The following is a 25,682-nucleotide window of genomic DNA, read 5'->3' on the forward strand; positions in this document are numbered from 1 at the left end:
CTACCGATCCGACCGACGCCGCTGCCCGCCATAAATGGCGTGGCGGGCAGCGGCTCCCTTCTAGCCCGGGAGCCTGCGGAAGTCATAAGACAAGGTGCTGAACGCCATGGCCTGGACCAGTGGCGGCGTGGGATTTGCAATCGGTTTTGCCTATCTTCTGGACGTCGTGAATCGGCGCGCCTATCATCTGGAACGCTTGCTTGAGGAAGAAAAACGCCGTTCCGAGGCATTGCTTCTCAACATCCTGCCTGCGGACATCGCTGGAAGACTGAAAGCTCGGGAAGAACCTCTGGCCGACAGCCATGACTGCGTGTCTGTCTTGTTTGCCGACCTCGCAGGATTTACAGACATTTCGCGGAAGATGTCGGCGAATGAGCTTGTAAACCTGCTGAACGATCTGTTTTCGCGGTTTGACACGCTTGTGGCAGAACACGGCGCAGAAAAGATCAAGACCATTGGCGATGCGTATATGGTCGCTACGGGTCTTCAGGGCAGTGTTGCGGACCACGCCGAAAAAATTGCCGACCTCGCGTTGGGGATGCAGAAAGCCTTCGGCGAATTCCGCAAGGAAAACAATGTTGATCTGAAAATGCGGATAGGTGTCCATTCCGGAGCCGTCATCGCGGGTGTCATCGGCAAGCAGAAGTTCACTTACGATTTGTGGGGAAACACCGTGAATGTCGCCAGTCGGATGGAATCCGAGGGCGTTCCCGATCGAATCCAGATATCGACGGAAACACGGCAGCTCTTGTCTGAGCGCTACCAATCAACGCCGCGCGGTGAAATCGAAATCAAGGGACACAGGCCCAGAGCAACCTATCTGCTTGATGGGCGTGAGTAAGATTTGGCGGTAGCTGTCTGCATCGGGCTCGAGGCCGCCTTCGAGGACCAAGCTAATCTAGTCTAGTAGCCGATGATGTATTTACTATTGGCTTTGAGGAGGGCGCGCAGGGCAAGCGCGATTAGGGCGCACAGGGCGACAATGGCTGTGGTGGCGATCGCGAGGTTGATCCACGGGAGATGCGTCAGTTGGAAGAGAGTGGTGCCTCCGAGGAGATTCAGCACGAAGGGGTGGAGGAAGAAGATCGCGAAGCTGGTATCGGCGATGATGCTGACGATACGACCTGGGGGTGAAGACAACGTAGCGAACAAGCCGACCAACCCGAAGGAGAGCGCGAGTTTTTGAAAGCCCATCAGTTCGAAGCCGTGGATGGCGAAGAACGGCTTCTGCATATTGTCGCTCTGACCACCGGCAGACTGTATCACCGCCAAAAGGACCGCCGCCAGCAGCAGCCGCGGCCATTTTTTTCGAAGGGCTGGCAGTAGCGTTTCGCGGTGAAGCGACAAGAAGAGACCTGAAAGGTAGACTGGCAGGTAGAAGACGACGCTTTGGAATGCGTTGTCGTTGCCAATCGGGCGCTGGACAACGCCGCCAAGGATCGCGCCAACGACGATGATGGTAAATTGGTGCGAGGTCTTCAAATCCATGAAAAGCCGATGAAGTGGTGCGAGGGCAAACATCAGCAGGATGAAAGGGATGTACCAGTAAGCCTGAAATGCATCGCCGAAGACGAAATAGCGAAAGATTTGATCGGACGAGAGCCCTCCTCCTGCCCAGTTCGAAAACATAAACCCGGCAAGGATTGTCAGCAGGCAATAGGGGATCGCGAGCTTCTTCACGCGGTCGAGTATGAAGCTCCAATAGCTGTAGCGGGCGCTGAAGACGTAGTCGAAAACAAAGCCGCTGATGAATACGAAGAGCGCGGTGGCGCCTTTGACGAGGTCCGAGAGTGCATTGTCGAAGCCGGCGCCGAGGTGGATGCCGGAAAGGCCATAGGAGTGACCGGCCACGATCAAGAGGATCGCTATGGTGCGGAACCAGATAATCAACCCAAGGCGGGGATGACCTGCATATTCCGGCAGTCTGCCCGATACTCCTTCACCCGCTGCGTCAGCAGCCAAACCCCCGCTCATTCGTCACGAACCTGCTGTGCTGGGAATACCGTCGCGTGTCAGGACGGCGGGAGAACGCTGGTGATAGGGTGACTTGATGCCTTCATTTTCCAACATCCACAAGCCAATCCTCGAGGTCCGTGTTCGTGTCCTGACGGATTGTCAGTGCGGGCTTGTAAAGTTTTCGCCGCCTGTCAAACGGCAAGGGGTCGCCAGACAGACCAAAGAACTCCTGCAGCGCCTTGCTGAGGTCCGATTTCTGCTTCCGCATCTTCTGCCAGTTCGTCGAGCGGAATAGCTTCATCAGGTCCTGCATGTTCAGGGATGGCCCGCGTGCTGCGAACGCCATGAGCATGTACCACTTGTCGGTCGGGTTCTTTTCCCGGCTGGTGGCGGTGAACATGCCCGAGATATGCAGTCGCTCCCAATTCACGGCTGGCTGGCGGCCGCACTTGATCGCGATGATGTCGCGGGAAAGGAACGTGATCGTTATGTCGTTCCATTCCGTGCCCGGCGGTGTCGGGAATTTGGTGTCGCCTCCGACAGCCGACGGCGCTGGCGCCACGCGGTCTTTCCATGCGGCGACCGTCGCCCGACCGCCGGCTACCGCCGTCAGTTTCCCATCCGGGCCGATGCAGAGCAGATCGTCGAGTGCGATGATCAGGGATCGGCATGCCAGCGCCGTCTCCTGGTGCGCCGGCTTCTGGCACCTGCTGTTTGACACGATCAGCAGAAAGCATTCCCGCGGGCTCATCATCAGCCTGCCGAGCGCCTGATCGATGTCCGCGGCGGTGGCACAAAAGACGAAAAACACAGGCAGGGCATGGTCCCCGACCGTCGGGATGTTGCCAAGGTTCCAGACCTTGAAACTCTCGTCGATGCGTTTGGCGTCGCGACCATGGCCCAGACCATCAGCTATCCGGTCGAAAAGGCGTCCGTAATTCAGCCGGTAGACTGCTCGCTCCATCTTGGTGATGGGTTTCGTCTCGCAAAGCGCAGGATCCTGAACACAGATTCCGACCAGGTCGCCGGGCCCGTGCTCAATGATCTTGCGCTGACAGGCATTGCCATACTCACATGGCAGCGCCGACGCCATTTCCGATGTCAGAAGCAGCAGTTCGTCGGGGAACGCTCCCCATGCGGCGCGGACGCCGAGCTGACCAGGCAGCTCGGTCAGCTTAGCCCAGCTGGACAACATCGGTGCCGTCATGGTGAGCGTCGCCGCCTTCATCATGCTGTTTCGGAATCGCGAAGCCGCGATTGCGGAGCCATGTCTCGATCAGGTGGGCATCCTCGTTACGGTCGTAGTTGGCCTTGGCTGGCGGCGTGATCGAGATCGTGCGCGGACGTCTGGATCCGGTGAACTTGACCGAGAACTTTGCCGAATGAAGATTGCCGTCCTTCGGGAAGTTCTCCCCCGCCGCTTCGAGCATAGCGAAAAAGTCGTTGGACCGCCGGACCCGGAAATCATTGTGAGGGCTCGGATACTGGATCTGCAGCTCGGTCAGCTTGATCTCATCGATTCCCTCGATATCAGCTATGGCTAGGGAATCCTTGCCGGCGTCCCAGAGCGGGTCGAGGGTGAACTTGTGCCGCGAGATGAAATAATCGGGATCACCAAACAGCTTTTTGCCGATCACAGCGACATACATGGCACGCTCGCCCTTGGCCTGCGACTTGTTGAAGATCGCGAGCTCATTGCTCGTCCGGTCGTAGATGACGACATCGTGGAATTCGGGACGATAGAACACGGCCGAGGACTTGCCGTTCTCGATCTTGCCTTCCCGCTTGAACGGCATGCCATGCCGTATGAGGAAGTAGACCTTGTTCTCGTCCGTGGCATCGAAAGCGAAAACACGAGCGCCAGTGCCGCGCTTCCTGGAGGCGAACCACACGTCCATCGCCGCACCGACATCGGCCAACAGGTTCTCGTCGGGAAGGTCGAAATCCCCCGGCGCGTCCACTTCGGACTGGAAATAGAAATAGGTCTTTGGCTTGAGAACCAGGACCTCGGCATGCGATCGCCGCAGGCGCATTGGGTCTTTCAACCAGATTGCGAGCGCGACGTCGGCGGGAGACGAATCGGGCTTCACGGTGACTTCGACGGCATCTGCCAGCTTGCAGAGTTCCTCGAAGCGATCCTCGTCGGAAAGCTCGTGCAGCAGGAACAGCGCCTCAACCAGATCGTCATCAACACCCTCGGTCGGCTGCAGGAGGATTTCCGCGAGCTTCTCGAGATCGAGTTCGCCATTGCCATTGCTGGCAAGGCTGAACCCGCGCCCGCTCAGGTATCCCGAATAGGCGGACAGGAAGGTCAGCAGATTGTCCTGGTCGAGCTGGCGCAGGACATCGACCTGGGCAAAACGGCGCGGATTGAAAGTGCTCATGCAAGTCCTCGCTTTCTCAAATGGACTGCCCCGAGGTTCCCCGCATGCCAAAACGCCGGGCAAGGCCGTCGACGAAGGTTGCGCCGCTGCGGCGCCGATTGTGACCTTCACCGCGAAACGGCGGGCGTTGTCGTCAAATTGAGAATCGAGTCTTTTCAGATTAGTTCTTGATATGTTCCCGTTCAAGCCGCTCGGAAACCGCACGCCGGTTTATCCCCGACGGATTTCATGGCTCCTCGGTAAGTAAGACCTCGACAGCAACGCGAAGGGGTCAATTGCGATGAACATGCTCAATCCCGCACTGATGTCGGGCGACGAACGCCGCGCCGAGGCGGTACAGTACCTGGCGGTCGCCATCCTTCGGCACAAGGCGCGCCAAGTGTCTGCAAAACAACGGAAATCAGCCGCGTCTAAACTGGACTGCAGCGGCGCTTCGAGCCTTCATGCGCCTCGCATGGACACCTGAGTTTTGCGAGGAGTTACCGATGGACAAGACCGTACTGGCGCGTGTCGCCGCCCTGCCCAGGATGACCCTGCCGGAGCTGAAGGCGCTCTGGCGGGACCTCTACCAGGAGGATCCCCCGCGCACGAAATCGGCGCATCTGGTTCGCCGCCTTGCCTACCGGATCCAGGAGCTGGGTTTCGGGGTGGACCCGGCGATCGAAGCCCGCATTTCGGCGCAGGCGAAGGATCTGTTTGCGTCACCGGGGCGACCGAAGACGAAGAAGCCGGACTATGTCGAGCCGATCGTCGGCACCCGCCTCGTGCGGGAATACAAGGGCGTCGAGTATCAGGTCACGGTGCTGGCCGATGGCTTCGAGTATCAGGGCGCCAAATACAGGAGCCTCTCGAAGATCGCCGCTCTCATCACCGGGGCGGCGTGGTCGGGTCCGGCCTTCTTCGGTCTGAAGCAGCGCAAGGAGGTCAAGCATTGACGACGCTCGCCCGAAAGACGCGCTGTGCGATCTATACGCGCAAATCGACCGAGGAAGGGCTCGACATGGAGTTCAATTCGCTCGATGCCCAGCGCGAGGCCTGTGAATCCTATATCGCGTCGCAGCGGCACGAAGGCTGGCTGCGGCTCGACGACTCCTATGACGATGGCGGGTGGTCGGGCGGCTCGATGGATCGCCCGGCATTGAAACGGCTGATCTCGGATATCGAGCGCGGCTTGGTCGATACGGTCGTCGTCTACAAGGTCGACCGGCTGAGCCGCGCGCTGTCAGACTTCGCCAAGCTCATCGACATGTTCGACACGCACAAGGTCACCTTCGTCTCGGTCACCCAGCAGTTCAACACGACGACTTCGATGGGGCGATTGACGCTGAACATCCTGCTCTCCTTTGCCCAGTTCGAGCGCGAGGTGATCGGCGAGCGCATCCGCGACAAGTTTGCCGCGTCCAAGCGCAAGGGGATCTGGATGGGCGGCGTGACGCCGCTGGGCTATGAGGTCCGCGAGCGCCAGCTTCATGTCCACGACGAGGATGCGCGCGCCGTTCGGCTGGTTTTTGACAGCTTCCTGATGCTGAAATCTGTGGCGCGCGTGGCGCACGAACTGCCAGCCCTCGGGGTCGCCAGTCGTGCCCGCGTCACCCGGACTGGCCGCTCCTTCGGGGGCACGCCGCTCGATCGTGGGGCCGTCTACAAGATCCTCAACAATCCGATCTACATCGGCAAGATCCGTCACAAGGACAAGGTCTACGATGGTCGGCACGAGCCGATCATCACGCAGGAAGTCTGGGACCGGGCGCACGAACTCTTGCGCGACAGCCCACGACAGAAGAGTCCGTCGAGCAAGCGCAAGTCGCATGCACCGTTGACCGGCGTTCTCAAATGCGGCGGCTGCATGAGTTCGATGACGCCGGTCCATACCCGCAAGCAAGGCGGCAAGCTCTACCGCTACTATTCGGCCACCAGCTATTTGAAGGGCGGCTGCAAGACGTGCCCTATCAAGCGGATCGCGGCGCGGGAGATCGAAGCCGTCGTGGTGTCGCAGCTGCAGGCGGTATTCGCGTCGCCTGAAATGATCATGGGTGTCTGGAAGGAGGCGTCAAGACAGGACCGCTCCATCGACGACCATGCAATCCGCGATGCGCTTTCTGATCTGGTCCCGATCTGGAACGAGCTCTTCCCCAAGGAGCAGGAGAGACTGATCGCGCTGATGCTGGAAAAGGTCGTTGTCTATCCCGATGCCGTCGACATCCGCGTGCGCGCCGATGGGCTCGAAAGCATCGTCCGCGAACTCGATCGTCAGAAGAAACGACTGGAGGACGGTTATGACCACGCCCCGCATATCGCTGCAGAATGACGTCATCTCGATCCGGGTTCCGATCTCGCTGCGGCGGCACGGCGGCAAGAAGCACATGATCTTGCCTGACGCGGTTCAGGAAGCCGCCCGCCTGCGCAAGCCCGACGAGACGCTGGTCCGCGCGCTTGCCAAAGCCAGGCATTGGCAGGGCCAGATCGAGGCGGGCGAGTTCCGTTCGCTGGATGCGCTGGCCATGCACAAGAAGATCAACCCGTCCTATGTGTCCCGGATCATCCGCCTCAATCAGCTGGCGCCGGCAATCAAGCTCGCCATCCTCGACGGGCGGCAACCGCCGTCCATGGATGTTCAGACGCTGCAAAGGCCGTTTCCCGACCTGTGGCACGAGCAGCTGGCGCATTTCGGGTTCGAGCATCGGGTATCGCCGCCCGATGCCTGACTGAACTGCGCATGGCCGCAGGCTCGGGTACCGTCATTGATCCCAGGAACTTTCAGTCCTGACGGGACGTGTGCCAGCTAGCTTGCAGCCCCAACGGGGCAGCGGCAAGTTCATCCGTCAAGACCGTGGCATTTTCAACATTTGCAGGATCGATCCCATGAAGAGCGGGCTCGATGCTGTCGGTGAAATCTCACCGGGATCCGACAAAGTTTTTCAAGAAATATCGAGCCGCCCAAAGCCCTGTTCCGCAGGGCTTTCTTGTTGTGCAGCGCCCGTCACGAGGCCCTCAACCGAGCCTCTCGGTGAGATTTCGCGGTGGCCGGATGTTCCCGCTTTCGAAGCGGGCCATCACAGCCAAGGCGAAATCATGAAGAGCTGTAACCGCTATGACGGCATCAATCCCTACCTTCTTTCCCAGGTGCGCTATCGGGCCCGGCGTCTCTCCCGCCATTCCCTCATGCAGGGGATGGAAATCGAGGATATCGAGCAGGAGTTGATGCTCGACATCCTGGCGAGGACCCAGTCCTACGATCCCGACCGGGCGAAGTGGTCGACCTTCGTCGACCGGGTCTTGTCCAACAAATGTGCGACCATGATCAGCACGGAACTTGCGGCCAAGCGCGGCGCTGGCGTTCGCGCGATCTCGCTGGATGCACTCCGCGCCGAACCCGACGGAGACCTGCACGAGCCGGTCGATGAGGCGAGCATCGACAGGACCCATCTCGACATCCGGATCGATCTTGGACGGCATATTGCCGGCCTGCCACCCTGCCTGAGCAGGCTTCTCCGCAGTCTTTGCGAGCGCACCATGACCGAGATCGCCCGCGACAACGGTGTGCCGAAGGCGACCCTTTATGGCCATCTCGCCGTTCTCAGGGGTCCTCTCGCGCCGCTGCAGGAATATCTCCACTAGCGGCCGACGATTTCCGCGGGGTCTCGGTATGTAACCCTTTGAAGGCCACCTCGTCGGGGCCTCGCGGAAATACAAGACCGGCCAACGGGAATACCGCGACCGCTTGTCTCTCTGGGCGGCGCCAACCCCGGCTTCGGCTCCAAGACATCAGGATACTTCAACCGTCCAGCCACGGAACGATGACCCATGCCCTATCCGAACAACACAGCACCTTTGGACGAGCTGGTCCACCTGCCGATCGCCGAGATCGTCGCCCTGCCTGCGGTGGAGCTCGCTCGCCTTCAGCAAGACGCCGACGAGGCGTTGCGCAAGGCCAGGCTTACTGTTGCCTGGCTCGATGGCGCGCTGATCCAGAAATATGCCGAGCGTGCCAAGGCGGCGCGTGCGGATGCCGAGAAGGACTTCGGTGTCGCGCGCTTCACTGATGGCGACGTCACGGTCGTGGCCGACCTGCCAAAGAAGGTCGAGTGGGACCAGCGCGACCTCGCCGATCTCGTCGAGCGCATCAAGGCCGAGGGCGAAGATCCCCGCGACTATGTCGAGGTCAGCCTCAAGGTCTCGGAGCGCAAGTACGGCTCCTGGCCGCCTCATATCCGCAACGCCTTCGAGCCCTGCCGCACCGTTCATCCCGGCAAGGAGACGTTCCAGCTGATCGTCTCGGGAGGTGGCGCATGAACGCGCTCACCATCACGAACCTGGACACGTCGAGCCTCCCACGTCTGGTCGAAACGGCGGCCGCCGCGTTGGCCAACGCCCGATCGGCGGCGGAGGTGCTCGAGGCGCGAGAGATCGCTTCGTTCGCATATGACGTGGCGAAGCGGACAGCGCGGTTGCACCAGGCCAAGAACGCCCATGACGAATTGGTCGCCGCCGCTCATCGCGTTCAAGCCGATGCGCTGACCATCGAAGCCGGTGCCAAGCGGCGCCTGGCGGATGAATATGACGCAGCGCAGGCAAGGGGCGAGGTTGCTTCTGCCGCGATCAGTCGCGGCAACCAGTGGACCGTTGCAGCCGGCAACGAAGCACCGGTCACCGCCGCGGATCTCGGCCTTCGCCGCGACCAGATCCACGATGCCCGCCTGATCCGCGACGCGGAGGCGGCTGATCCCGGCATCGTGCGTCGCACTCTCGATGAGCGGCTTGAACGTGGCGAGGAGCCGACCCGCGCCGCCGTCCGTCGAGCCGCCGAGGCTCGGCTGGAGCGTTCCATCGACAGGCTCAAGCGCACGCAGGACAGCATCCAGCGTCTCGAAGCGGAGAAGGCCGAGCCGCTGACGGCAGAGCAGCGTGCCCGCCAGGTCGCGGTCTTCGGCACGGTGGACGACCGGGCGATCTGCGCGCGGATCGAGGAGATCGTCGAACTCATCGCCGAACAACCGGATGCCGCGGAGGCGGTGCGCCGCATTCCGCCCGCGTCGCGCCACGCCATCGACACCGTGCCGATCCGCCGCGCGGCGGCCTGGCTCACCGAATTCAGCACCCTTTACGAACAGGAGGCCCATCATGGGAACCATGCGTCTGAATGACGTTGTCGCCGAGATCGTCGGCGACGTGATCGCCGGCAGCACGATCAACAAGCGGCAGGCTGCCGTCGATCGGTGGGACGACATCGATGCCGATGGCCAGTATCTGGCCGGGATCGATGGTGTCGTCGGCCGGATCGATGGGCGGGCCCGTGCCCTGCGCGTCAAGGCCGAGAAGGTCGCCGATACCGCGCAGGCGGACCTGCCCTTTCAGCTGCCCATCGCGGTGGCCATGGACCTCGATGGCACGACGCTGGTCGCCACACGAAGCTTGTCGCGCGAAGGTTTCAAGCGCGCCATCGCGATCCGCCGTCAGCAGATCGCCCACGACCGGCGCGCGCTGCGCGAATGGCAGCAGGCGCTGAACCAGGCGGACCGCTTCTGGACAAAGCATCCCGATTGGAGCTTCGGCCAGTGCCTCGATGCCATCCTGGGTGCGACCGAAAATCTGGCCGTGACGTCGGAGGTGCTGTCATGAGCAGCACCCTCCCGATCATTCTCGCCGACCAGCGGCTCGCCGAGCGGCGCGGCATCAAGGCCGCGATCTTCGGCAAGAGCGGAATTGGCAAAACGTCGCTTCTCTGGACGCTGAACCCGGAAACGACGCTGTTCTACGACCTGGAGGCGGGCGATCTCGCCATCGAGGGCTGGAGCGGCGACACGATCCGTCCGCGTACCTGGGAGGAATGCCGCGACTTCGCCGTGTTCATCGGCGGTGCCAATCCCGCCATTCCCGATGGCCGGCCCTACAGCCAGCGTCATTACAACGAGGCTTGCGTCAGGTTTGGCGATCCGCGCGCGCTCGACAAGTACGCCACCATCTTCGTCGACTCGATCACGGTCGCCGGCCGCCTTTGTTTCCAGTGGGCGAAGGAACAGCCCGAAGCCTTCTCCGAAAAGAGCGGCAAGCCCGACATCCGCGGCGCCTACGGCCTGCACGGCCGCGAGATGATCGGCTGGATCACGCATCTCCAGCACACGCGCATGAAGAACGTGTTCTTCGTCGGGATCCTCGACGAGAAGCTCGACGACTTCAACCGCAAGGTCTTCGTGCCGCAGATCGACGGCGCCAAGACCGGCCTCGAGCTACCGGGCGTTGTCGATCTCGTGCTGACGATGACGGAACTGGCCGATGCCGACAAGCGGCTGCACCGGGTCTTCGTCTGCCAGACGCTGAACCGGTGGGGCTATCCCGCCAAGGATCGGTCCGGTCGTCTCGACCTCGTCGAGGAGGCCCATCTCGGGCGCCTGATCGCCAGAATCGGCGAGCCCGGCCGCTCTCCCCTCGAACGCCTGACCTTCAGCCGACCGGCGCCTGTCGCTCCGGATGCTGACGCCTCTCACCCCCAGTCCAAGCTCTGAAAGAGGAGACTTTCCCATGACGAACGCATGGAACGATTTCAACGACGCCCGGCAGAACGCCAACCTGATCCCCAAGGGCACGATCGCCAAGGTGCGGCTCACCATTCGCCCGGGCGGATTTGATGATCCCTCGCAGGGCTGGACCGGCGGCTATGCCAAGCGCGGCCAGACGGGCGCCGTCTATATCGACGCCGAATACACCGTGCTCGAGGGGAAGTATGCCAGGCGCAAGGTCTGGTCGATGATCGGGCTCTACAGCCCGAAAGGCCCGGACTGGGGCAACATGGGCCGCAGTCTCGTGCGCGGCATTCTGAACTCGGCACGCGGCCTTTCCGACAAGGACAACTCGCCGGAGGCGCAGAATGCTCGCCGCATCGCGGGCATTGCCGATCTCGACGGCATCGAGTTCGTGGCGCGCATCGATCTCGGCACCGACGCGAATGGCGACGAGAAGAACGACATCCGCCAGGCCGTCACCCGCGACCACAAGGACTACGCCGCCGCCGCAGGGAGTCTTGCGGCGCCGATGGGCTTCGCACCGGCTCCAGCCTATGCGTCACATCAGCCGGCCTATGCGGCCCAGGCCCAGCAACCCGCCTATGCGACACCGGCGGAGCAGCAGGATTTCGCGCCGCCGCAGCACCAGCAGCCCACTCATGCACCGCAGCAGCCCGCGCATGCACCGCAGCAGGCAGCACCGGCACCGGTCGCCGGCGCCCGTCCGACCTGGGCGCAGTGAGGCCGGCCATGCTGTTGCGTCCCCGCCAAAACCTCTTCGTCGAGCGCAGCCTGGCTGCGCTCGACACCCACGACAATACGCTGGGTGTGGCGCCAACCGCATCGGGAAAGACCGTCATGTTGTCGGCAGTCGCGGGCAGGATGGTCGCCGGCGGCGGCAAGGCCTGCGTGCTCGCCCATCGCGATGAGTTGACGGCGCAGAACCGGGCCAAGTTCGCCCGCGTCAATCCGACGATCGGCACCTCGGTCGTCGATGCGACGACCAAGTCCTGGGACGGCCAGGTCACCTTCGCCATGGTGCCGACGCTGGCGCGCGAGACCACCTTGTCCGCCATGCCGGCGCTCGACCTGCTGGTCATCGACGAGGCGCATCATGCGGTCGCCGACAGCTACCGCCGCATCATCGACCGGGTGCGCGAGACCAATCCCGATGCCCGGATCTTCGGGGTTACGGCGACGCCGAACCGCGGCGATCGGAAGGGACTGCGCGAGGTCTTCTCCAACGTCGCCGACCAGATCCGCATCGGCGAATTGATCGCGGCCGGGCATCTTGTGCGTCCGCGCAGCTTCGTCATCGACGTCGGTGTGCAGGAGGCGTTGAGAAAGGTTCGCAAGACGGCCTCCGACTTCGACATGAGCGAAGTCGACGCGATCATGAACAAGCAGCCCGTCACCGACGCGGTGATCGCACACTGGAAGGAAAAGGCCGGCGACCGGCAGACGATCGTTTTCTGCTCGACGGTCGATCACGCCGCCAATGTTGTCATGGCGTTCCGCGCGGTAGGGGTCGCTGCTGCTCTCGTCCATGGCGAGATGGGCAGCAGCGAGCGCAAGCAGACGCTCAGTGCCTATGACCGCCGCGAGATCCAGGTGATCGCCAATGTCGCCGTGTTGACGGAGGGCTATGACAACCCGCCAACGTCCTGCGTCGTGCTGCTGCGCCCGTCCTCCTACAAGTCGACCATGATCCAGATGGTCGGGCGGGGCCTTCGCACCGTCGATCCCGCCGAATACCCCGGCGTCGTCAAGACCGACTGCATCATTCTCGACTTCGGCACATCGAGCCTGATCCACGGCACGCTGGAACAGGATGTCGATCTCGACGGCAACACCGTGGCCGGCGACGCTCCGACGAAGACCTGCCCGTCCTGCAAGGGGGAGATCCCGCTCGCCGCCACCGAATGCCCGCTCTGTGGCGAGGTTTTTCCGCGCGACGAACCGGAGGCGGGCGAGGGCGCCGACGTCATTCCGCTGTCGGGCTTCATGATGACCGAGATCGACCTTTTGAAGCGATCGAGCTTCGAGTGGGTCGACCTGCATGGCGATGGCGCGGCATTGGTCGCCAACGGCTTCAACGCCTGGGCGGGCGTCTTCGCTCTCAATGGCCGCAGCTACGGCATCGGCGGTGCGCAGGGCAAGCGGGCAAGGCTTCTTGCCGTCGGCGAAGCGATGGTGTGCCTCGCGGCAGCCGATGATTGGCTGAACACCAATGAGACCGATGAGAGCGCCCACAAGACCCGGAACTGGCTGCGCCAGCCGGCGACGGAGCGACAGCTCGCCTACCTGCCGACCGAGTTTCGACACGACTTCAGTCTGACGCGCTACCAGGCCTCCGCCCTGCTGACGTTTCGCTTCAACCGCGATCGGATCCGCAGCCTCGTGTTCGGCGCCGAGGAGGCCGCGTTAGCGGCGGCGGCGTGATGGAGGAGCTTCATGTCGCCATCACCCACATCCGCCAGCGCGCGCTTCCGATGCTGGCATCCGCGCTTCGAGCTCTGCGCCGTCTGCCGGCAACCGACGCGTGGCTTTGGCTGGCAGGAGTCGGATCGTGTGAGCCGGCCGCGCCCGTCGGTGTGGTTCTGCTCCATCACCTGTCAGGCCTTCTTCTGGCAACGGGCGCGGAGATCGTCCGCCATGGTTGATCTCACCGACGCGGAAAAGGCCGCCATGCGCGCTGCCATGAAGATGGTGGCCGAGATCATGGAGGAGATCGGCTGGCAGACCCGGCTCGTCGATCTTTCCGAGGCGCAGGTCCTCACCCTCATCGAAGTCGCCATCGGCGGCTTCCAGGACGCGATGCGCGAGATCGCCGCCGCCAACGAACCACACTCACCCGAGGTACCGTTCTGATGCTGGACTACAACCACCGCCCCAGCCTTGCCGAGATGGTGAACGCTGTCGTCGATCACGCGCTCGAACAAGGCAATGCCGCTCGTCCCCGCCGCGCGTATCTTGGCGGCTCCCGCATCGGCCATGCCTGCGAGCGCGCCTTGCAGTTCGAGTTCGCCGGCGCGCCAAAGGATGATGGCGCCGACTTCGCGGGTCAGACCCTGCGCATCTTCGCCATGGGCCATGCGCTGGAGGATCTGGCGATTCAGTGGCTGCGCGCCGCCGGCATCGATCTCTACACCCGCAAGGGCAACCGCCCGGACGGCGAGCAGTTCGGCTTCTCCGTCGCCGGAGGCCGCATCCGCGGCCATGTCGACGGCATCATCGCCGAGGCCCCCGAGGCGCTGAAGCTCGCCGTTCCCGCGCTGTGGGAATGCAAGACCATGAACGCGAAGAACTGGCGGGCCTGCGTCAAGGACGGCGTCACAAGGTCAAAGCCGATCTATGCCGCCCAGATCGCGCTCTACCAGGCCTACATGGATGCGAGTGTGCCGGGTCTCGCCTCCAACCCGGCGCTGTTCACCGCCATCAACAAGGACACCGCCGAGCTTCATCACGAGCTGGTGCCGTTCGACGCCGAGCTTGCCCAGCGCATGAGCGACCGGGCCGTCCGCATCCTCAGCGCCACCGATGCCGGCGAGTTGCTGCCTCGGCTGGCCCGCGAGCGCGATCACTTCGAGTGCCGCATGTGCCCGTGGGCCAACCGCTGTTGGGAGTTACCCGCATGACGGATGAACCTGTTGACCCGCCAGACGTCCTGGACGCGCCGAAGGGTCCGTCTGCAAACGGTGATGACCGCAAGAGCGAACAGACGCCGGAGAACCTGGTCCATTTCAACCCGTGGCGCGACTTCAACGACGCGCCTTCACAGGTCGACGCTTTCGGCGACGATCCGGATCCGCAGCTGATCAGGGCGTTCCTCGACATGGTCTTTGGCTATTGCGAGGGCCTGGTGCCGATCCGCAGCTTCATCGACAAGGGGCAGGGCTACAACGGTCGGCCGCACAACATCTGGGTCGAGGCCAACGAGGCTCTGCCCGACAAGATGGCGACCTTCGCCCACTGGGCGAGCCGTGAGGGTGCTGCCGTCTATGTGATCCCCGGCACCGTGGCCGCCGCCGGCCAGGCCAGCGCCGATCATGTCGTGCAGATGCAGACGGTCGTCGTCGATCTCGACTGCGGCGACATCGCGGCCAAGCGCGCGCATCTGGAAAAGCACCTGGGTTCGCCGACCATGGTGGTCGAAAGCGGCGGCATCACGCTGGACGGCCAGCACAAGTGCCATGTCTGGTGGAAGCTGTCCGAGCCCGTCGAGGCCAGCGACATCGCCCGGGTCTGCCGGCTGCGCGGCGACATTGCCGCCAAGGTCGGCGGCGACATGCATTTCCGCTCGGCCCACCAGCCGATCCGTGTCGCCGGCAGCGTCTATTACAAGAACAGCCTGAAGACGCTGGTGTGCATCGTCGAGCACAATGCGCAGGTCGAGTTCCATCTCGACGAGTTGGCGCAGGCCGTCACCGAGATGCCGCCGGCGCCGGGCATTTCGATGCAGCCGAACTTCACCGCCCATGACAAGCCCGATGTCGGCGACGTTCTGGTGACGCCGGTGCGCGAGGGCGCGCAGGACGACTGGTCGCGCTTCGAGGGCGCCAGCGCTGCGATCGGTCATTTCATCCGCATGGTCCACGAGGGCCGGATGTCGAAGGACGAGGGCTGGGAAGGCATCTGTGGCTACAACGCCGCCATGCTTCGCCCGCAGTGGTCGGTGGAGCGGCTGGCGCGCGAGTCCGAGCGGCTGTGGAACCGGCATGTCGAAAAGTACGGCCCCCCGCTCATCCGCCTCGACAGTGCCGCCCCGGCGCCAAACGAGATGCCCGTCTTCACGCTCGGCGCTCTCATCGACGACGACAGCCCGATGCCGCAGGACATCATCGCGCCGCGCGTGCTGACACCTGGCGGCTTGCTGGTTCTGGGCGGCGCACCGAAGGTCGGCAAGTCGGACCTCCTGATCTCGCTTCTGGTGCACATGGCGGCCGGCGAGCCCTTCCTCGGCTTTGCGCCGCCGCGCCCGCTGCGCATCTTCTATCTGCAGGCTGAGATCCAGTACCACTACCTGCGTGAGCGCATGAGGCAGATCAGTCTTCCCAAGCTGGTCATCGCCGGTGCCCGCGACAATCTCGTTGCCACGCCGAAGCTGAAGATGCTGCTCGACACCGAGGGCAGCATGCGCGTGGCCGAGGCGATCCGGCGGGCGTTCCCGATCGAGCCCGTCGACATCATCTGCATCGACCCGATCCGCAATCTCTTCGACGGCGGTCCCGATGGCGGCGGCGAGAACGACAATGACGCCATGATGTTCTTCCTGAAGGACCGGGTGGAGGTTCTGCGCGATCACATCAACCAGGACTGCGGCGTGATCCTGGTCCACCACACGAAGAAGCTCTCCAAGCAACAGGTCAAGGATGACCCGTTCCTGGCGCTGTCGGGCGCCAGTGCGCTGCGCGGTTTCTATACCACCGGGCTGATCCTGCACCGCCCCGACGAGGAGAGCTCGCAGCGCCGCCTGGAGATCGAACTGCGCAACGGGCCGGCGCTGGACGCCAAGCTGGTCGACAAGGTCAACGGCGCGTGGGTCGAGATCAACCCGATGAACGAGCGCCTGGTGCGCGCCGAAATGGGCGCCAAGTATGATGCCGAGCGCGACCGCAAGCACGATGCCATCTTGGCAATCCTTCTCGATGAGGCGGCCGAGGGGCGACTCTACACCTCGACGCAGTTCGGTGAGGCCTTCGAGAACCGGAATGGTCTTGGCAGCCAGTTCACCATCCGCGAACGCCTCGGTGTCCTCGCCACCAAGGGCTTCGTGAAATTCCGCCGAGATCTGGCCGACCAAGGGTTTCCCGCGACCCGCTCTCACTTCGGCTACCTCTGCGTCGAAGATATGCGTTTTGGCCGGGATCCGATCATCGATGGCAACACCGGAGAGGTCCTCGGTGAGGGCATTTCGCTCCTGCCGAGCCACTACAAATGCCCCCATTCGGGCCGCGCCATGCCGGTCGAGAACCCTGCGGTCTGGGTCTACCCGGAGGGAGCCGACGAATGACTTTGTCATATGACAGAGGCCTTTGTCATCCTCGAGCCTCTGTCATGAATCCAATGAAATCAACACCTTGCAGATGACCATGACAAAGGCCCGCGTCATGTCCCTCCGTCATCAAAAAAAGGAGAAAGTGAAATGCAAACAGAGACTTAGCTTCAAGGCATGAGGAAGGGTGGGAAACCCTATACTTCGTATAGGGGGCAACCCAAGGGTTTGCTCCCCAAACGATACGAAGTCCCTGGCTGGCCCGTCCGACTTCTCACCAGACACATCCGACGACGGCGGCCCTGTACCGCCAAGCACCAGACCGCCGTCGTCTTCCACCACAGCAACCCTCCGGGGAAGGAGCGAACCATGGCTGACAGGACTCTCACTGTGCCGATCAAAAAGGCAAGCCACCCGCCGACAAAGTTTCCGTCGGCGCTCACTGCAACCCTCGCACTCGATTTTGGAACCACGACCGGCTTCGCCGTCCGCAACACGACCGGCCTGATCACCAGCGGCACGGTGTCGTTCCGACCCGGTCGCTACGAAGGCGGTGGCATGCGCTTCCTGCGCATGACCAACTGGCTGACCGCAACCGAGGAGGCCGCCGGTCCGATCGGCGCCATCTTCGTCGAGGAAGTCCGTCGACATGTCGGGACCGACGCGGCCCACGTCTATGGCGGCCTGCTGGCCGTCATGTCGTCCTGGGCCGAGTTGCGCGGCGTGCCCTATCAGGGCGTGCCGGTCGGCACCATCAAGCGGTTCATCGCCGGCAAGGGCAACGCAGACAAGGCAGCCGTCATTGCCGCCGTCCGTGGTCGTGGCTTCCAGCCTGCCGATGACAACGAGGCTGATGCCATCGCCATCCTGCTCTGGGCCATCGAGACCAGGGGAGGCGTGCGATGAACGGGGAGACGATGCTCCGCAATGCCGCGTCAGTCGTCGCCGGGCGGCGCAGGACCTATGGCGATCCGGCCGCCTCGATGGCGTCCGTCGCGGCGCGTTGGTCGATCACGCTCGGCACGCCCGTGACGGCCGCCCAGGTCGTGCTCTGCCTGATCGACCTGAAGCTTGCCCGCCTGGCACACGATCCCGCGCACCAGGACTCGATCCTCGACGTGGCCGGCTATGCCGCCGTCCTTCAGGAGGTCGTCCATCAACACCAGCAGGAAGGGATCTGAGCCATGGCACGTGGACGCAAACGCAAAGCCGGCAAACGCTATCCCTGTGGCAAGCTTGAACGCGCCGAGACCGAACGCGAGGCGATGTCGGTCGCCCTCGATGCCCGCGGCCGCCATTACGGCGTGTCGGCAAAGCGGGCCAGGGACGAACGGCTCGGGACTGCACTTGGCCGGCTCGCCTTCCGTGGATTGATCAGCGATCTGCAATACCAGGCCGGCGTCGCCTTCGCCGACCTCTACCTCAGGCACAACATGACCGTCGGTTTGCCGATGCCGAGCCCGAGCTCTGTCTCGGGCCTGCTCATCAACGAGGGGATCTTCGGTTCGAGCCCGAGCGAGCCGGTGCTCGAGGTGATCGAGAAGGTGAAGCGGCGCTTCGGCGAAGCGACCGCGGCGCTCGATGCATGTGACCGCGAGCACCGAATGTCTTCGGGCCGGAGGCCGACGTTCATGGTCTATCGTTGCGTGTGCGCGGACGAGGATACGAGGCTCTGTACCGACGATGATTTGGGCAATCTGCGCGTGGCGCTGAATGCGCTCGTGAGGGTGTTTCGGCTTTGACGAGGCCAATCCTAGCCATGGACACAAAAGTGCTAAAGCATTGTACGGATTGATAAAAAAAGAGCAGCGGCGTCGATTTTTCCATTGACGGAATTTCGGGACGCGGCTAAAAGTTCCGATATTGGAAGCTTGGAATTCCGCCCGGAGGTTACCTCTCCGGGCGTTTCTGCTTCAGAGGGGCAGAGATGCGTGTCGTGCTACTCGACGCCGACGATGTCCGCATCCGCTTCGAGGCCGCCTGCCATCGCCTTGGCGACGGCGAAGCGCGCCGTGCCTTCTCGATGGCGCTGAACAAGGAAGGCCGCAAGGCGTACACCGCGCATCGGCGCGCCCTCGTAAAGCAGACTTCCATCCCGCGTCCGGTCGTCACCGCCGCGATGCGCTTCGACAGCGCCCGCCGCAACCGGCTGGAGACAAGGATCACCGGCACCGGCCGTCACCTGTCGCTGTCGGTGTTCAAGCCGCGTCAGTTCTCCTACGGTGTCCGTGCAAAGGTCTGGGGCAGGCCCCAGACTTACCGCTCGGCCTTCCTGGTCAAGGGCTACGGCAACGAGGCGTTCAAGCGGGCTGGCAAGGCACGGCTGCCGATCGAAAGGCTGTGGGGACCTGCGGTGCCAACCGAGATGCTGCGTGACGAAGCGGTCGCGGTCTGGCAGGATCATTTGCCGTCCGTCGATGCGGAAGCGAAGCGTCTGATCGGCCTGATGATCGGCGGCCACCGTATTGGATCGCTGCGCTAAGCGACTTCTGAGTAAAGGCAAAGACCAGTATACTATTGTCGCCGACGCCGTAAGACGCGATCGGGCAAAGCAATTTCTCATGGATGAATACGTTGGAGAGAAATACTAGGGAGGGGGGGTATAGGAGCCCCATAATACTTGTTTATAATGCGCTGTCGCCGCTGCCCGGTTTTCGCGTGTTTTTTTCGGTTTGATTTTTCCGTTTTGTTTTGATTTAAGGGGGTCTAACATACTGAAATCATTGATGTCGACCCCAATAAAGCGGGTTTTGAAAGGGTAGAATGCGCACTTCCGTATTTTGCCAGTTCGTTTTGATTTCACGGGGTCCAACCCATTGAAACCATTGATGCCGCCCCCCGATTTCGCGGGTTTGAAGCGCGTGTTCGATGATCGCGTTTCGGCGCTGGTGCGTTTTGATTTCGAGCCGGCCTGACCGGCCCGACGTTGCTTCAGTTCGACTACTCCCGGAGAGCCCCATGATCGTCACCGACATGCCGGTCGAGCGGTTGATCCCCTATGCCCGCAATCCCCGCAACAACTCTGCGGCCATTGATGCGGTGAAGGCCTCAATCGCCGAGTTCGGGTTTCGCCAGCCGATCGTCGTCGATGAGAAGATGGTGGTGATCGTCGGCCACACCAGGCTGGAGGCCGCCAAGGCGCTCGGCCTCGCGATGGTGCCGGTGCATGTCGCGGAAGGCCTGACCCCGGCGCAGGCGCGGGCCTACCGGCTGATGGACAACCGCTCCCACGAAAACGCCGAATGGGACGATGAACTGCTCAAGCTCGAATTCGGCGACCTGAAGCTCGACGGCTTCGATCTCGACCTGACCGGCTTTGACGCCGACCAGCTCTCCCAGCTGCTGGCCGACGCGCCGACCGAGGGGATGACCGACGAGGACGATGTTCCGGACGCGCCGGCCAGGGCGGTGACGCGCCGTGGTGATCTGTGGATCCTCGGCAACCATCGCCTGCTGTGCGGCGACTCCACAAGTCCCGACGACGTCACCCGCCTGATGAACGGCGAGCGGGCAGCATTGTTTGCGACCGATCCGCCGTATCTCGTCGACTACGACGGCACGAATCATCCGACAAAGAAGAACGCCACGGCGCGCGCCCGGAAGATCGCGAACAAGAACTGGTCCGAGGAGTACATCGAGCAGAAGCACTGGGACGACTCGTCCCAGGGGCCGCAGTTCTACGAGGCCTTCATGCAGGTCGCCATCGACTGCGCCATCAAGCCAGACGCGGCCTGGTATTGCTGGCATGCCTCGCGCCGCCAGGCGATGCTGGAGGCTTGCTGGACGAAGTTCGACGTGCTGCATCACCAGCAGATCATCTGGGCCAAGAGCCGGCCGGTGCTGACGCGCTCGATCATGCTGTGGGCGCACGAGCCCTGCCTGTTTGGCTGGCGCTCGGGCCACAAGCCGCGCGTCAGCCGCGAGGGTTTCGAGAACTGGCCGACCACGGTCTGGAGCATTCCCTCGAGCGAGATCGAAACCCGCGAGCATCCGACCTCCAAGCCGGTCAAGGTGTTTACGCTGCCGATGGAGCTGCACACGGTACCAGGCGAGATCTGCTACGAGCCGTTTTCCGGCTCGGGGTCGCAGCACATCGCCGGTGAGAAGACCGGCCGTCGGGTCTATGGCCTGGAACTGTCCGAGACCTTCTGCGACGTGATCATCAATCGCTGGCAGGCGTTTTCGGGGAAAGCGGCCATTCTCGATGGCGACGGCCGGACTTTTGACGACATCGGCCGCGAGCGGCTTGGCAACGATGCCGGCGGCGGGAAAGCGGCCGAGCAGGATGCTGCGTGAAGCAGTCAGCCCTTGCTGCGGGTGTTTGAGGCGACCTGGGCGAGGAGGTCCAATGGTTGGGCAAGTCAGCGATCTGCGATGTAATCGGAACGCTCCTTCGCCACCGGATGCCTCGTTTTCGGAGACAACTGCGCTATGGGGCCGTTGCGAGTGTAGTCTACAGTCAGCCGCGCAGCCGAATGAGGCGTTCCAGCTCGTCGAAGGCGGAGGGCGCATCCTCGAACACGAGGTCTATGTCGACAAGGTCACGAACCATCTCCGCGTCGAGGCCACTTCCGGGGGCGACACCAATGATGGCGTTTGGCATGACGATACGCATCGCCACGACCAGTCGCACCAATGCGTCCAACCGACCAGCTGAACTGAGTGACAGACCAATAATGTGCGGCTCCGTGCACTCGATATGGGCGATAAGGCCATCATGATCTGTATCGGTCTGAAGATCGATCTCCCAACCCGCCTCACGGAACAGATCTGCGGCCACTGTGATCCCGAGGCCATGATCTTCGCCGGGAACCGTCGCAAAAAGCGCGCATCGTCGTGTGTCGAATGACGAAAGTGAAGAAGGCTGCTCGGCCCTCAGAGCCCGCATCAGGGCGTAAAGATGGCCGGTTCCGGTTGTAACTTCGAAGAATGACAGGCGGTCCTCATCCCATCGCTCGCCCAGGCATCGTGCCGCAGCGCCTATGTACCCGAGATAGATGTCATAGCGAGTTACCCCCTCTGCACGGCGGTCTTCAATGAACCGAAGGGCAGCGTCAGGTTCGGGCTGAACCAACGCGTCGCAGAACGCGGCTACGTTGTCCTCACTAATGATGGGGGCGTCGATACTTGGGGATCGTCGTGAATCTGAGGTCAGGCGGCGGATAACGTCACCGGCGAGTGCCGTTACGGCATCGGGGGGAAATGTGTCTCGCTTGATGGAGAATAGCGACGCGGTGCGGACGAAAATGTCAGCGTCGAACGAGACGTCATGTTTGCCCATAGACAGTGCTCCCCCCGTCATTTTGAATTTAATCCAGCATGAGAAACCGGCAAGTGGCTTGAAGTATGTGATCGGCGGATTCGCCTCCAATCACGCCCGAAAAGGGTGACGGTCGGCTGATTGAGCAGTCAAACCTGCGGCGCGGTTCCTGATCTGCCCTGACTTTGGGCTGTACGGCGCGGGCGCGGGGCTTGGAAACTGGCGGTGCGGTTGTCATCGTATCGGTGGTTTGCCCACTTGCTTTGTATTTGGAGTTGAGGGCGGTTCGGATGCGGAGCGCCAAATGAGCGACCGCCGCCCCTGAAGGACGGCGGTCCCAAGGATCGTTCTCGTGTCGTGTCAGGCGGGCGGCAAGTGATACGTCCGCCCGCGACCCTCGACCTTTTCCGTGGTGATGGTCAGCCCGAGCTTCTTCTTCAGCGCTCCAGCGATTGCACCACGAATCGTATGCGGCCGCCATTCCAGTGCGGCAGCGATCTCTTCGATGGTGGCACCGTCTGGCGCGCGCAGCATGGCGATCAGCGTGGCTTGCTTGGTGCCCTCGCGAAGCGTGCGCGGCTTGGGCGCGGTTTCGGTCGTGGTAGTGGTATCGGGCGCAGGTACCTCGACAGGCGCGCCCGTGGCGCCCGCTGGCCCGGTGTCGGCGTCGTCCGGCTCGATGCCGATGGCGGCGAGCCCTACGTCGGTCGCGACCAGCGTGATGCCGTGGCCGTCGTCGGTCTGTCGCCAGACTGTCTCGCCCTTGGGAAGGTCGGCGGCGGTTTCCCGCAGCAGTCCCTTGGCGATCATCGCGCCGACCACCTTGGCGGCGGCGCCGCCGCGCAGGCTGTCGGGCAGCGGCAGGGCGATGCGGTTGTCGCGCTGTGCGGCAGCGCTCAGAATCAGGGCTTGTGTATCGGAAAGCTTGGTCATGGTCGTCTCCGTAGCAGGGCGCGCGGGATGCTGCCCTTCCACGAGGCCAAGCCCGCCAGTCGGCGGACCGGATGCGGCGGCGTTGCTTTCTGCGCGCGCCGCGTGATGACATACAGGCTCTGTTTCGGATCGAAGCCAAGGCAATAAGTGCATCGGCCCGACTGTATTCTGATCGCTCCCACCGTTCGGAGGCATCATGGCCGAGCCATCCGGTCTGATCCCGGTCGGGCAGGCGGCCCGGCTGCTGATGATCTCGGAGGAGCGCATCCGCCAGTTGGTCAAGCAGGGCTATGTGCCGAGGTCCGAGAAGCGCGGCTATGTCCAGCTCGTCGGCGCCGTCCAGGGCTACCTCCGCTATCTGAAGGATGACGAACGCCGATCAGCCAAGTCGGCCGCCGACAGCCGGGTGCGCGATGCCCGGGCGCTCGAGATCGAGCTTCGGATCGCCGAGCGCACACGCGACCTGATCCCGATCGAGGATGCCCTGACCGACATGGCGGAGCTGGCAGGCATGGTGCGCTCGGAGCTGGCTGGGCTTCCCGCGCGCCTGACCCGCATCATCGATGAGCGCCAGAAGATCGAAGCGGAGATCGATGGTGTCCTTTCGCGCCTTGCCGAGCGAGCCGCAAAAAAGGCTGAAGGCCTGGAGGCTGGCAGAAGCCATCCTGCGGCCGGCACGAAGGCTGACGCCTGACGAGTGGGCGCGCGCCAACCGGATCTATCCGGAGACCTCTGGCCTGCCAGGACCGCGTGATCCCTCGATCACGCCCTATGTCATTCCGGTGGTGCGGGCGGTGCACGCCGGCCATCACAAACGCGTCGTCATGGTCTGCGGTGCGCAGATGGGCAAGACCGACGGGCTGCTCGACATCATGGGCGCCCGGCTGGACCAGCGTCCGGCCCCGATCCTCTATGTCGGCCCGATCCGGGATTTTCTGACCGACCAGTTCGAGCCGCGGCTGATGAGCCTGCTCGACGAGGCCGAGACGCTCGCCGCCAAGGTGGTGCGCGGGCGGCGCATGAAGAAGACGCTGAAGATCGTGGCCGGTGTTCCGGTCCGCCTTGCCCATGCCGGGTCTTCGGCTTCGCTGAAGTCGAGCCCGGCGGCCTTGGCGCTGGTCGACGAGTACGACGAGATGCTGGCCAATGTGAAGGGCCAGGGCGATCCGCTCGGCCTGGTGGAAGCCCGCGGCGAGACCTATGCCGACTTCGTCACCGCGATCACGTCGACACCGTCGCGCGGCCTGGTCGAGACCGAACGGGATGAGCGAAGCGGCCTGACCTTCTGGAAGGTTGGCGATCCCGACGCCGTCGAAAGCGCGATCTGGAAGCTCTGGCAGTCCGGCACGCGGCATCACTTCTGCTGGCCGTGCCTGCATTGCGATCGCTACTTCGTGCCGCGCTTCGAACAGATGCGCTGGCCGGAGGATGCAACACCGGCGCAAGCCGCGAAACTCGCGCAGCTGCAATGCCCACACTGCGGTGGCCTGCATCACGACGACGACAAGACGGAGATGAACGCCCGCGGGCTCTATGTCGCGCCGGGCCAGTGGGTCGAGGATGGCGAGGTCCGGGGCTCACCGCCGGACAACGCCGTGATCAGCTTTTGGGCGAGCGGCCTTGCCAGTCCCTTCGTGACTTGGGGCACGCGGGTCGAGCGCTATGTGCGGGCGTTGGCATCGGGCGATCCCGACCAGCTGCAGACGGCCCTCAATGCCGGCTTTGGCGAATGCTACACACCGGCATCGGGACGCGATGCCCTCGACTGGCAGGAGATTCTTCAGCGGCGCCAGCCCTACCGGATGAAAGAGGTTCCGGACGGCGTGCTTCGGCTTGGCATGGCTGTCGATGTTCAAAAACTGTCGCTCTACTACACCATCCGCGGCTTTGGCTCGCGCGGCCGCTCCTGGCTGATCGACAGGGGACAGCTGTTCGGACCGACCGATGACGACGATGTCTGGAACGCGCTCGCCGATCTGATGCTGACGCCGATCGCCGGGCTCCAGATCGAACGGGTGTTCATCGATTCCGGCTTTCGGCCCAACAAGCCGGATGGCGGTGACGAGCACAAGGTCTACGAGTTCACGCGCCGCTATTCCTGGCTGGTCTCGCCGACCAAGGGGCGGGCCACCATGTCGCCGCCCTATAGGGTGTCGAAGATCGAGGTGACGCCCAAGGGCAAGCAGGCGTCCTATTCGATCAACCTGGTGTGGCTGTCGACAGACTTCTTCAAGTCGCTGCTGGTCTCGCGGATCAGGACACCGCTCGATCAACCTGGTTCCTTCATCGTGCCGGACGACATCGACGAGGATTACGCCAGGCAGCTGGTCTCGGAGGTGCGCGTCGTCGATGGCGCCACCGGCAAGCCGCAATGGGTGCAGCGCTCGCGGCAGAACCACTTTCTCGACTGCGAGGCGCTGGCCATGGCGATCGGCTATTCGCTGAACGTCCAGCGCATCCCCGACGGCGTGGTTCGCGAACGAACGGACGCGGGGCAGCCTCTTTCGCGAGATGTCGACCTCGGTGCCGACGCTGACGCCATGGAAGAATCCATCGAGACGCCGACGGTCAGGACAGTCGCGACCATGGCGGCCGCGGCCACTCCCGATCTGCGGGCGCGCTTTGCCGGGCTCTCCTCGCGACTGAACAGGTGA

The 25,682-nt window shown here is 63.1% G+C and carries 27 protein-coding genes; 22 read left to right on the forward strand and 5 right to left on the reverse strand.

Going from position 1 to position 25,682, the window contains the following annotated elements; genetic code table 11:
- Nucleotides 1-106 precede the first annotated feature (106 nt).
- Complete coding sequence (locus tag N1F91_RS02785; protein WP_289990113.1) at nt 107-841, forward strand: adenylate/guanylate cyclase domain-containing protein; 735 nt, start codon at nt 107-109, stop codon at nt 839-841.
- A gap of 62 nt (nt 842-903) precedes the next feature.
- Here N1F91_RS02785 and N1F91_RS02790 read toward each other — a convergent pair whose 3' ends face one another.
- The 3 genes from N1F91_RS02790 to N1F91_RS02800 form a co-directional block, all read right to left on the reverse strand.
- On the reverse strand, nt 904-1,962 hold the full coding sequence (locus N1F91_RS02790) for an acyltransferase (RefSeq protein WP_289990115.1): 1,059 nt from the start codon (nt 1,960-1,962) through the stop codon (nt 904-906).
- A 94-nt stretch (nt 1,963-2,056) separates the two neighbouring features.
- On the reverse strand, nt 2,057-3,187 hold the full coding sequence (locus tag N1F91_RS02795; RefSeq protein WP_289990116.1) for a hypothetical protein: 1,131 nt from the start codon (nt 3,185-3,187) through the stop codon (nt 2,057-2,059).
- Nucleotides 3,132-4,340, reverse strand: coding sequence for a hypothetical protein (locus N1F91_RS02800; RefSeq protein ID WP_289990118.1), 1,209 nt, complete (start codon nt 4,338-4,340; stop codon nt 3,132-3,134). The genes N1F91_RS02795 and N1F91_RS02800 overlap by 56 nt, the downstream gene beginning before the upstream one ends.
- A 280-nt stretch (nt 4,341-4,620) precedes the next feature.
- Here N1F91_RS02800 and N1F91_RS02805 point away from each other — a divergent pair, with 280 nt between their 5' ends.
- The 19 genes from N1F91_RS02805 (at nt 4,621) to N1F91_RS02895 (ending at nt 21,131) form a co-directional block, all read left to right on the forward strand.
- Nucleotides 4,621-4,806 carry a hypothetical protein gene (locus N1F91_RS02805; protein ID WP_289990120.1) on the forward strand — a complete coding sequence of 62 codons (186 nt, stop codon included), beginning with the start codon at nt 4,621-4,623 and terminating at the stop codon, nt 4,804-4,806.
- Nucleotides 4,807-4,825: 19 nt separating this feature from the next.
- Entirely contained in the window at nt 4,826-5,275 is a 450-nt protein-coding gene (locus N1F91_RS02810) for a DUF2924 domain-containing protein (RefSeq protein ID WP_289990123.1), read from the forward strand.
- Entirely contained in the window at nt 5,272-6,648 is a 1,377-nt protein-coding gene (locus N1F91_RS02815; protein WP_289990125.1) for a recombinase family protein, read from the forward strand. The genes N1F91_RS02810 and N1F91_RS02815 overlap by 4 nt, the downstream gene beginning before the upstream one ends.
- Entirely contained in the window at nt 6,617-7,045 is a 429-nt protein-coding gene (locus N1F91_RS02820; protein WP_289990129.1) for a hypothetical protein, read from the forward strand. The genes N1F91_RS02815 and N1F91_RS02820 overlap by 32 nt, the downstream gene beginning before the upstream one ends.
- 157 nt (nt 7,046-7,202) lie before the next feature.
- Nucleotides 7,203-7,958 (forward strand): sigma factor, encoded by a 756-nt coding sequence (locus N1F91_RS02825; protein WP_289990130.1) that lies wholly within the window; start codon nt 7,203-7,205, stop codon nt 7,956-7,958.
- Nucleotides 7,959-8,144: 186 nt separating this feature from the next.
- Nucleotides 8,145-8,633, forward strand: coding sequence for a hypothetical protein (locus N1F91_RS02830; protein ID WP_289990134.1), 489 nt, complete (start codon nt 8,145-8,147; stop codon nt 8,631-8,633).
- Nucleotides 8,630-9,484: a hypothetical protein gene (locus N1F91_RS02835; RefSeq protein ID WP_289990136.1), complete on the forward strand. Its 855-nt coding sequence runs from the start codon at nt 8,630-8,632 to the stop codon at nt 9,482-9,484. The genes N1F91_RS02830 and N1F91_RS02835 overlap by 4 nt, the downstream gene beginning before the upstream one ends.
- 25 nt (nt 9,485-9,509) lie before the next feature.
- On the forward strand, nt 9,510-9,959 hold the full coding sequence (locus N1F91_RS02840; RefSeq protein ID WP_289990138.1) for a hypothetical protein: 450 nt from the start codon (nt 9,510-9,512) through the stop codon (nt 9,957-9,959).
- On the forward strand, nt 9,956-10,843 hold the full coding sequence (locus N1F91_RS02845) for an ATP-binding protein (RefSeq protein WP_289990141.1): 888 nt from the start codon (nt 9,956-9,958) through the stop codon (nt 10,841-10,843). The genes N1F91_RS02840 and N1F91_RS02845 overlap by 4 nt, the downstream gene beginning before the upstream one ends.
- 16 nt (nt 10,844-10,859) lie before the next feature.
- A complete protein-coding gene (locus tag N1F91_RS02850) occupies nt 10,860-11,582 on the forward strand; it encodes a hypothetical protein (protein WP_289990144.1) in 723 nt (240 codons plus the stop codon).
- A gap of 8 nt (nt 11,583-11,590) precedes the next feature.
- Nucleotides 11,591-13,282 (forward strand): DEAD/DEAH box helicase, encoded by a 1,692-nt coding sequence (locus N1F91_RS02855; RefSeq protein WP_289990146.1) that lies wholly within the window; start codon nt 11,591-11,593, stop codon nt 13,280-13,282.
- 213 nt (nt 13,283-13,495) lie between these two features.
- On the forward strand, nt 13,496-13,711 hold the full coding sequence (locus N1F91_RS02860; protein WP_289990148.1) for a DUF6511 domain-containing protein: 216 nt from the start codon (nt 13,496-13,498) through the stop codon (nt 13,709-13,711).
- A complete protein-coding gene (locus N1F91_RS02865; protein ID WP_289990150.1) occupies nt 13,711-14,478 on the forward strand; it encodes a hypothetical protein in 768 nt (255 codons plus the stop codon). Before N1F91_RS02860 ends, N1F91_RS02865 begins: the two co-directional genes overlap by 1 nt.
- Nucleotides 14,475-16,853: an AAA family ATPase gene (locus N1F91_RS02870; RefSeq protein WP_289990152.1), complete on the forward strand. Its 2,379-nt coding sequence runs from the start codon at nt 14,475-14,477 to the stop codon at nt 16,851-16,853. The genes N1F91_RS02865 and N1F91_RS02870 overlap by 4 nt, the downstream gene beginning before the upstream one ends.
- A 351-nt stretch (nt 16,854-17,204) precedes the next feature.
- Nucleotides 17,205-17,741: a hypothetical protein gene (locus N1F91_RS02875; RefSeq protein ID WP_289990153.1), complete on the forward strand. Its 537-nt coding sequence runs from the start codon at nt 17,205-17,207 to the stop codon at nt 17,739-17,741.
- Nucleotides 17,738-18,016: a DUF6378 domain-containing protein gene (locus N1F91_RS02880; RefSeq protein ID WP_289990156.1), complete on the forward strand. Its 279-nt coding sequence runs from the start codon at nt 17,738-17,740 to the stop codon at nt 18,014-18,016. Before N1F91_RS02875 ends, N1F91_RS02880 begins: the two co-directional genes overlap by 4 nt.
- 3 nt (nt 18,017-18,019) lie before the next feature.
- Nucleotides 18,020-18,577: a hypothetical protein gene (locus tag N1F91_RS02885; RefSeq protein ID WP_289990158.1), complete on the forward strand. Its 558-nt coding sequence runs from the start codon at nt 18,020-18,022 to the stop codon at nt 18,575-18,577.
- A 185-nt stretch (nt 18,578-18,762) separates the two neighbouring features.
- Nucleotides 18,763-19,317 (forward strand): hypothetical protein, encoded by a 555-nt coding sequence (locus tag N1F91_RS02890; protein WP_289990160.1) that lies wholly within the window; start codon nt 18,763-18,765, stop codon nt 19,315-19,317.
- Nucleotides 19,318-19,793: 476 nt separating this feature from the next.
- On the forward strand, nt 19,794-21,131 hold the full coding sequence (locus tag N1F91_RS02895; RefSeq protein WP_289990161.1) for a DNA methyltransferase: 1,338 nt from the start codon (nt 19,794-19,796) through the stop codon (nt 21,129-21,131).
- Between the two features lie 163 nt (nt 21,132-21,294).
- Here the strand turns inward: N1F91_RS02895 and N1F91_RS02900 are convergent, their stop codons facing one another.
- Both N1F91_RS02900 and N1F91_RS02905 read right to left on the reverse strand, forming a co-directional pair.
- Nucleotides 21,295-22,116, reverse strand: a complete 822-nt coding sequence (locus N1F91_RS02900) for a cobalamin-dependent protein (protein ID WP_289990162.1) — start codon at nt 22,114-22,116, stop codon at nt 21,295-21,297.
- Nucleotides 22,117-22,455: 339 nt separating this feature from the next.
- Nucleotides 22,456-23,028 (reverse strand): DUF3489 domain-containing protein, encoded by a 573-nt coding sequence (locus N1F91_RS02905; protein WP_289990163.1) that lies wholly within the window; start codon nt 23,026-23,028, stop codon nt 22,456-22,458.
- Between the two features lie 247 nt (nt 23,029-23,275).
- Between N1F91_RS02905 and N1F91_RS02910 the strand changes: the two genes are divergently transcribed.
- Both N1F91_RS02910 and N1F91_RS02915 read left to right on the forward strand, forming a co-directional pair.
- Nucleotides 23,276-23,722 (forward strand): hypothetical protein, encoded by a 447-nt coding sequence (locus N1F91_RS02910; protein ID WP_289990164.1) that lies wholly within the window; start codon nt 23,276-23,278, stop codon nt 23,720-23,722.
- Nucleotides 23,622-25,682 (forward strand): terminase gpA endonuclease subunit, encoded by a 2,061-nt coding sequence (locus tag N1F91_RS02915; protein WP_289990166.1) that lies wholly within the window; start codon nt 23,622-23,624, stop codon nt 25,680-25,682. Before N1F91_RS02910 ends, N1F91_RS02915 begins: the two co-directional genes overlap by 101 nt.

Source organism: Aquibium sp. ELW1220 (assembly GCF_030398385.1).
In the GTDB taxonomy this organism is placed as follows: Bacteria; Pseudomonadota; Alphaproteobacteria; order Rhizobiales; family Rhizobiaceae; genus Aquibium.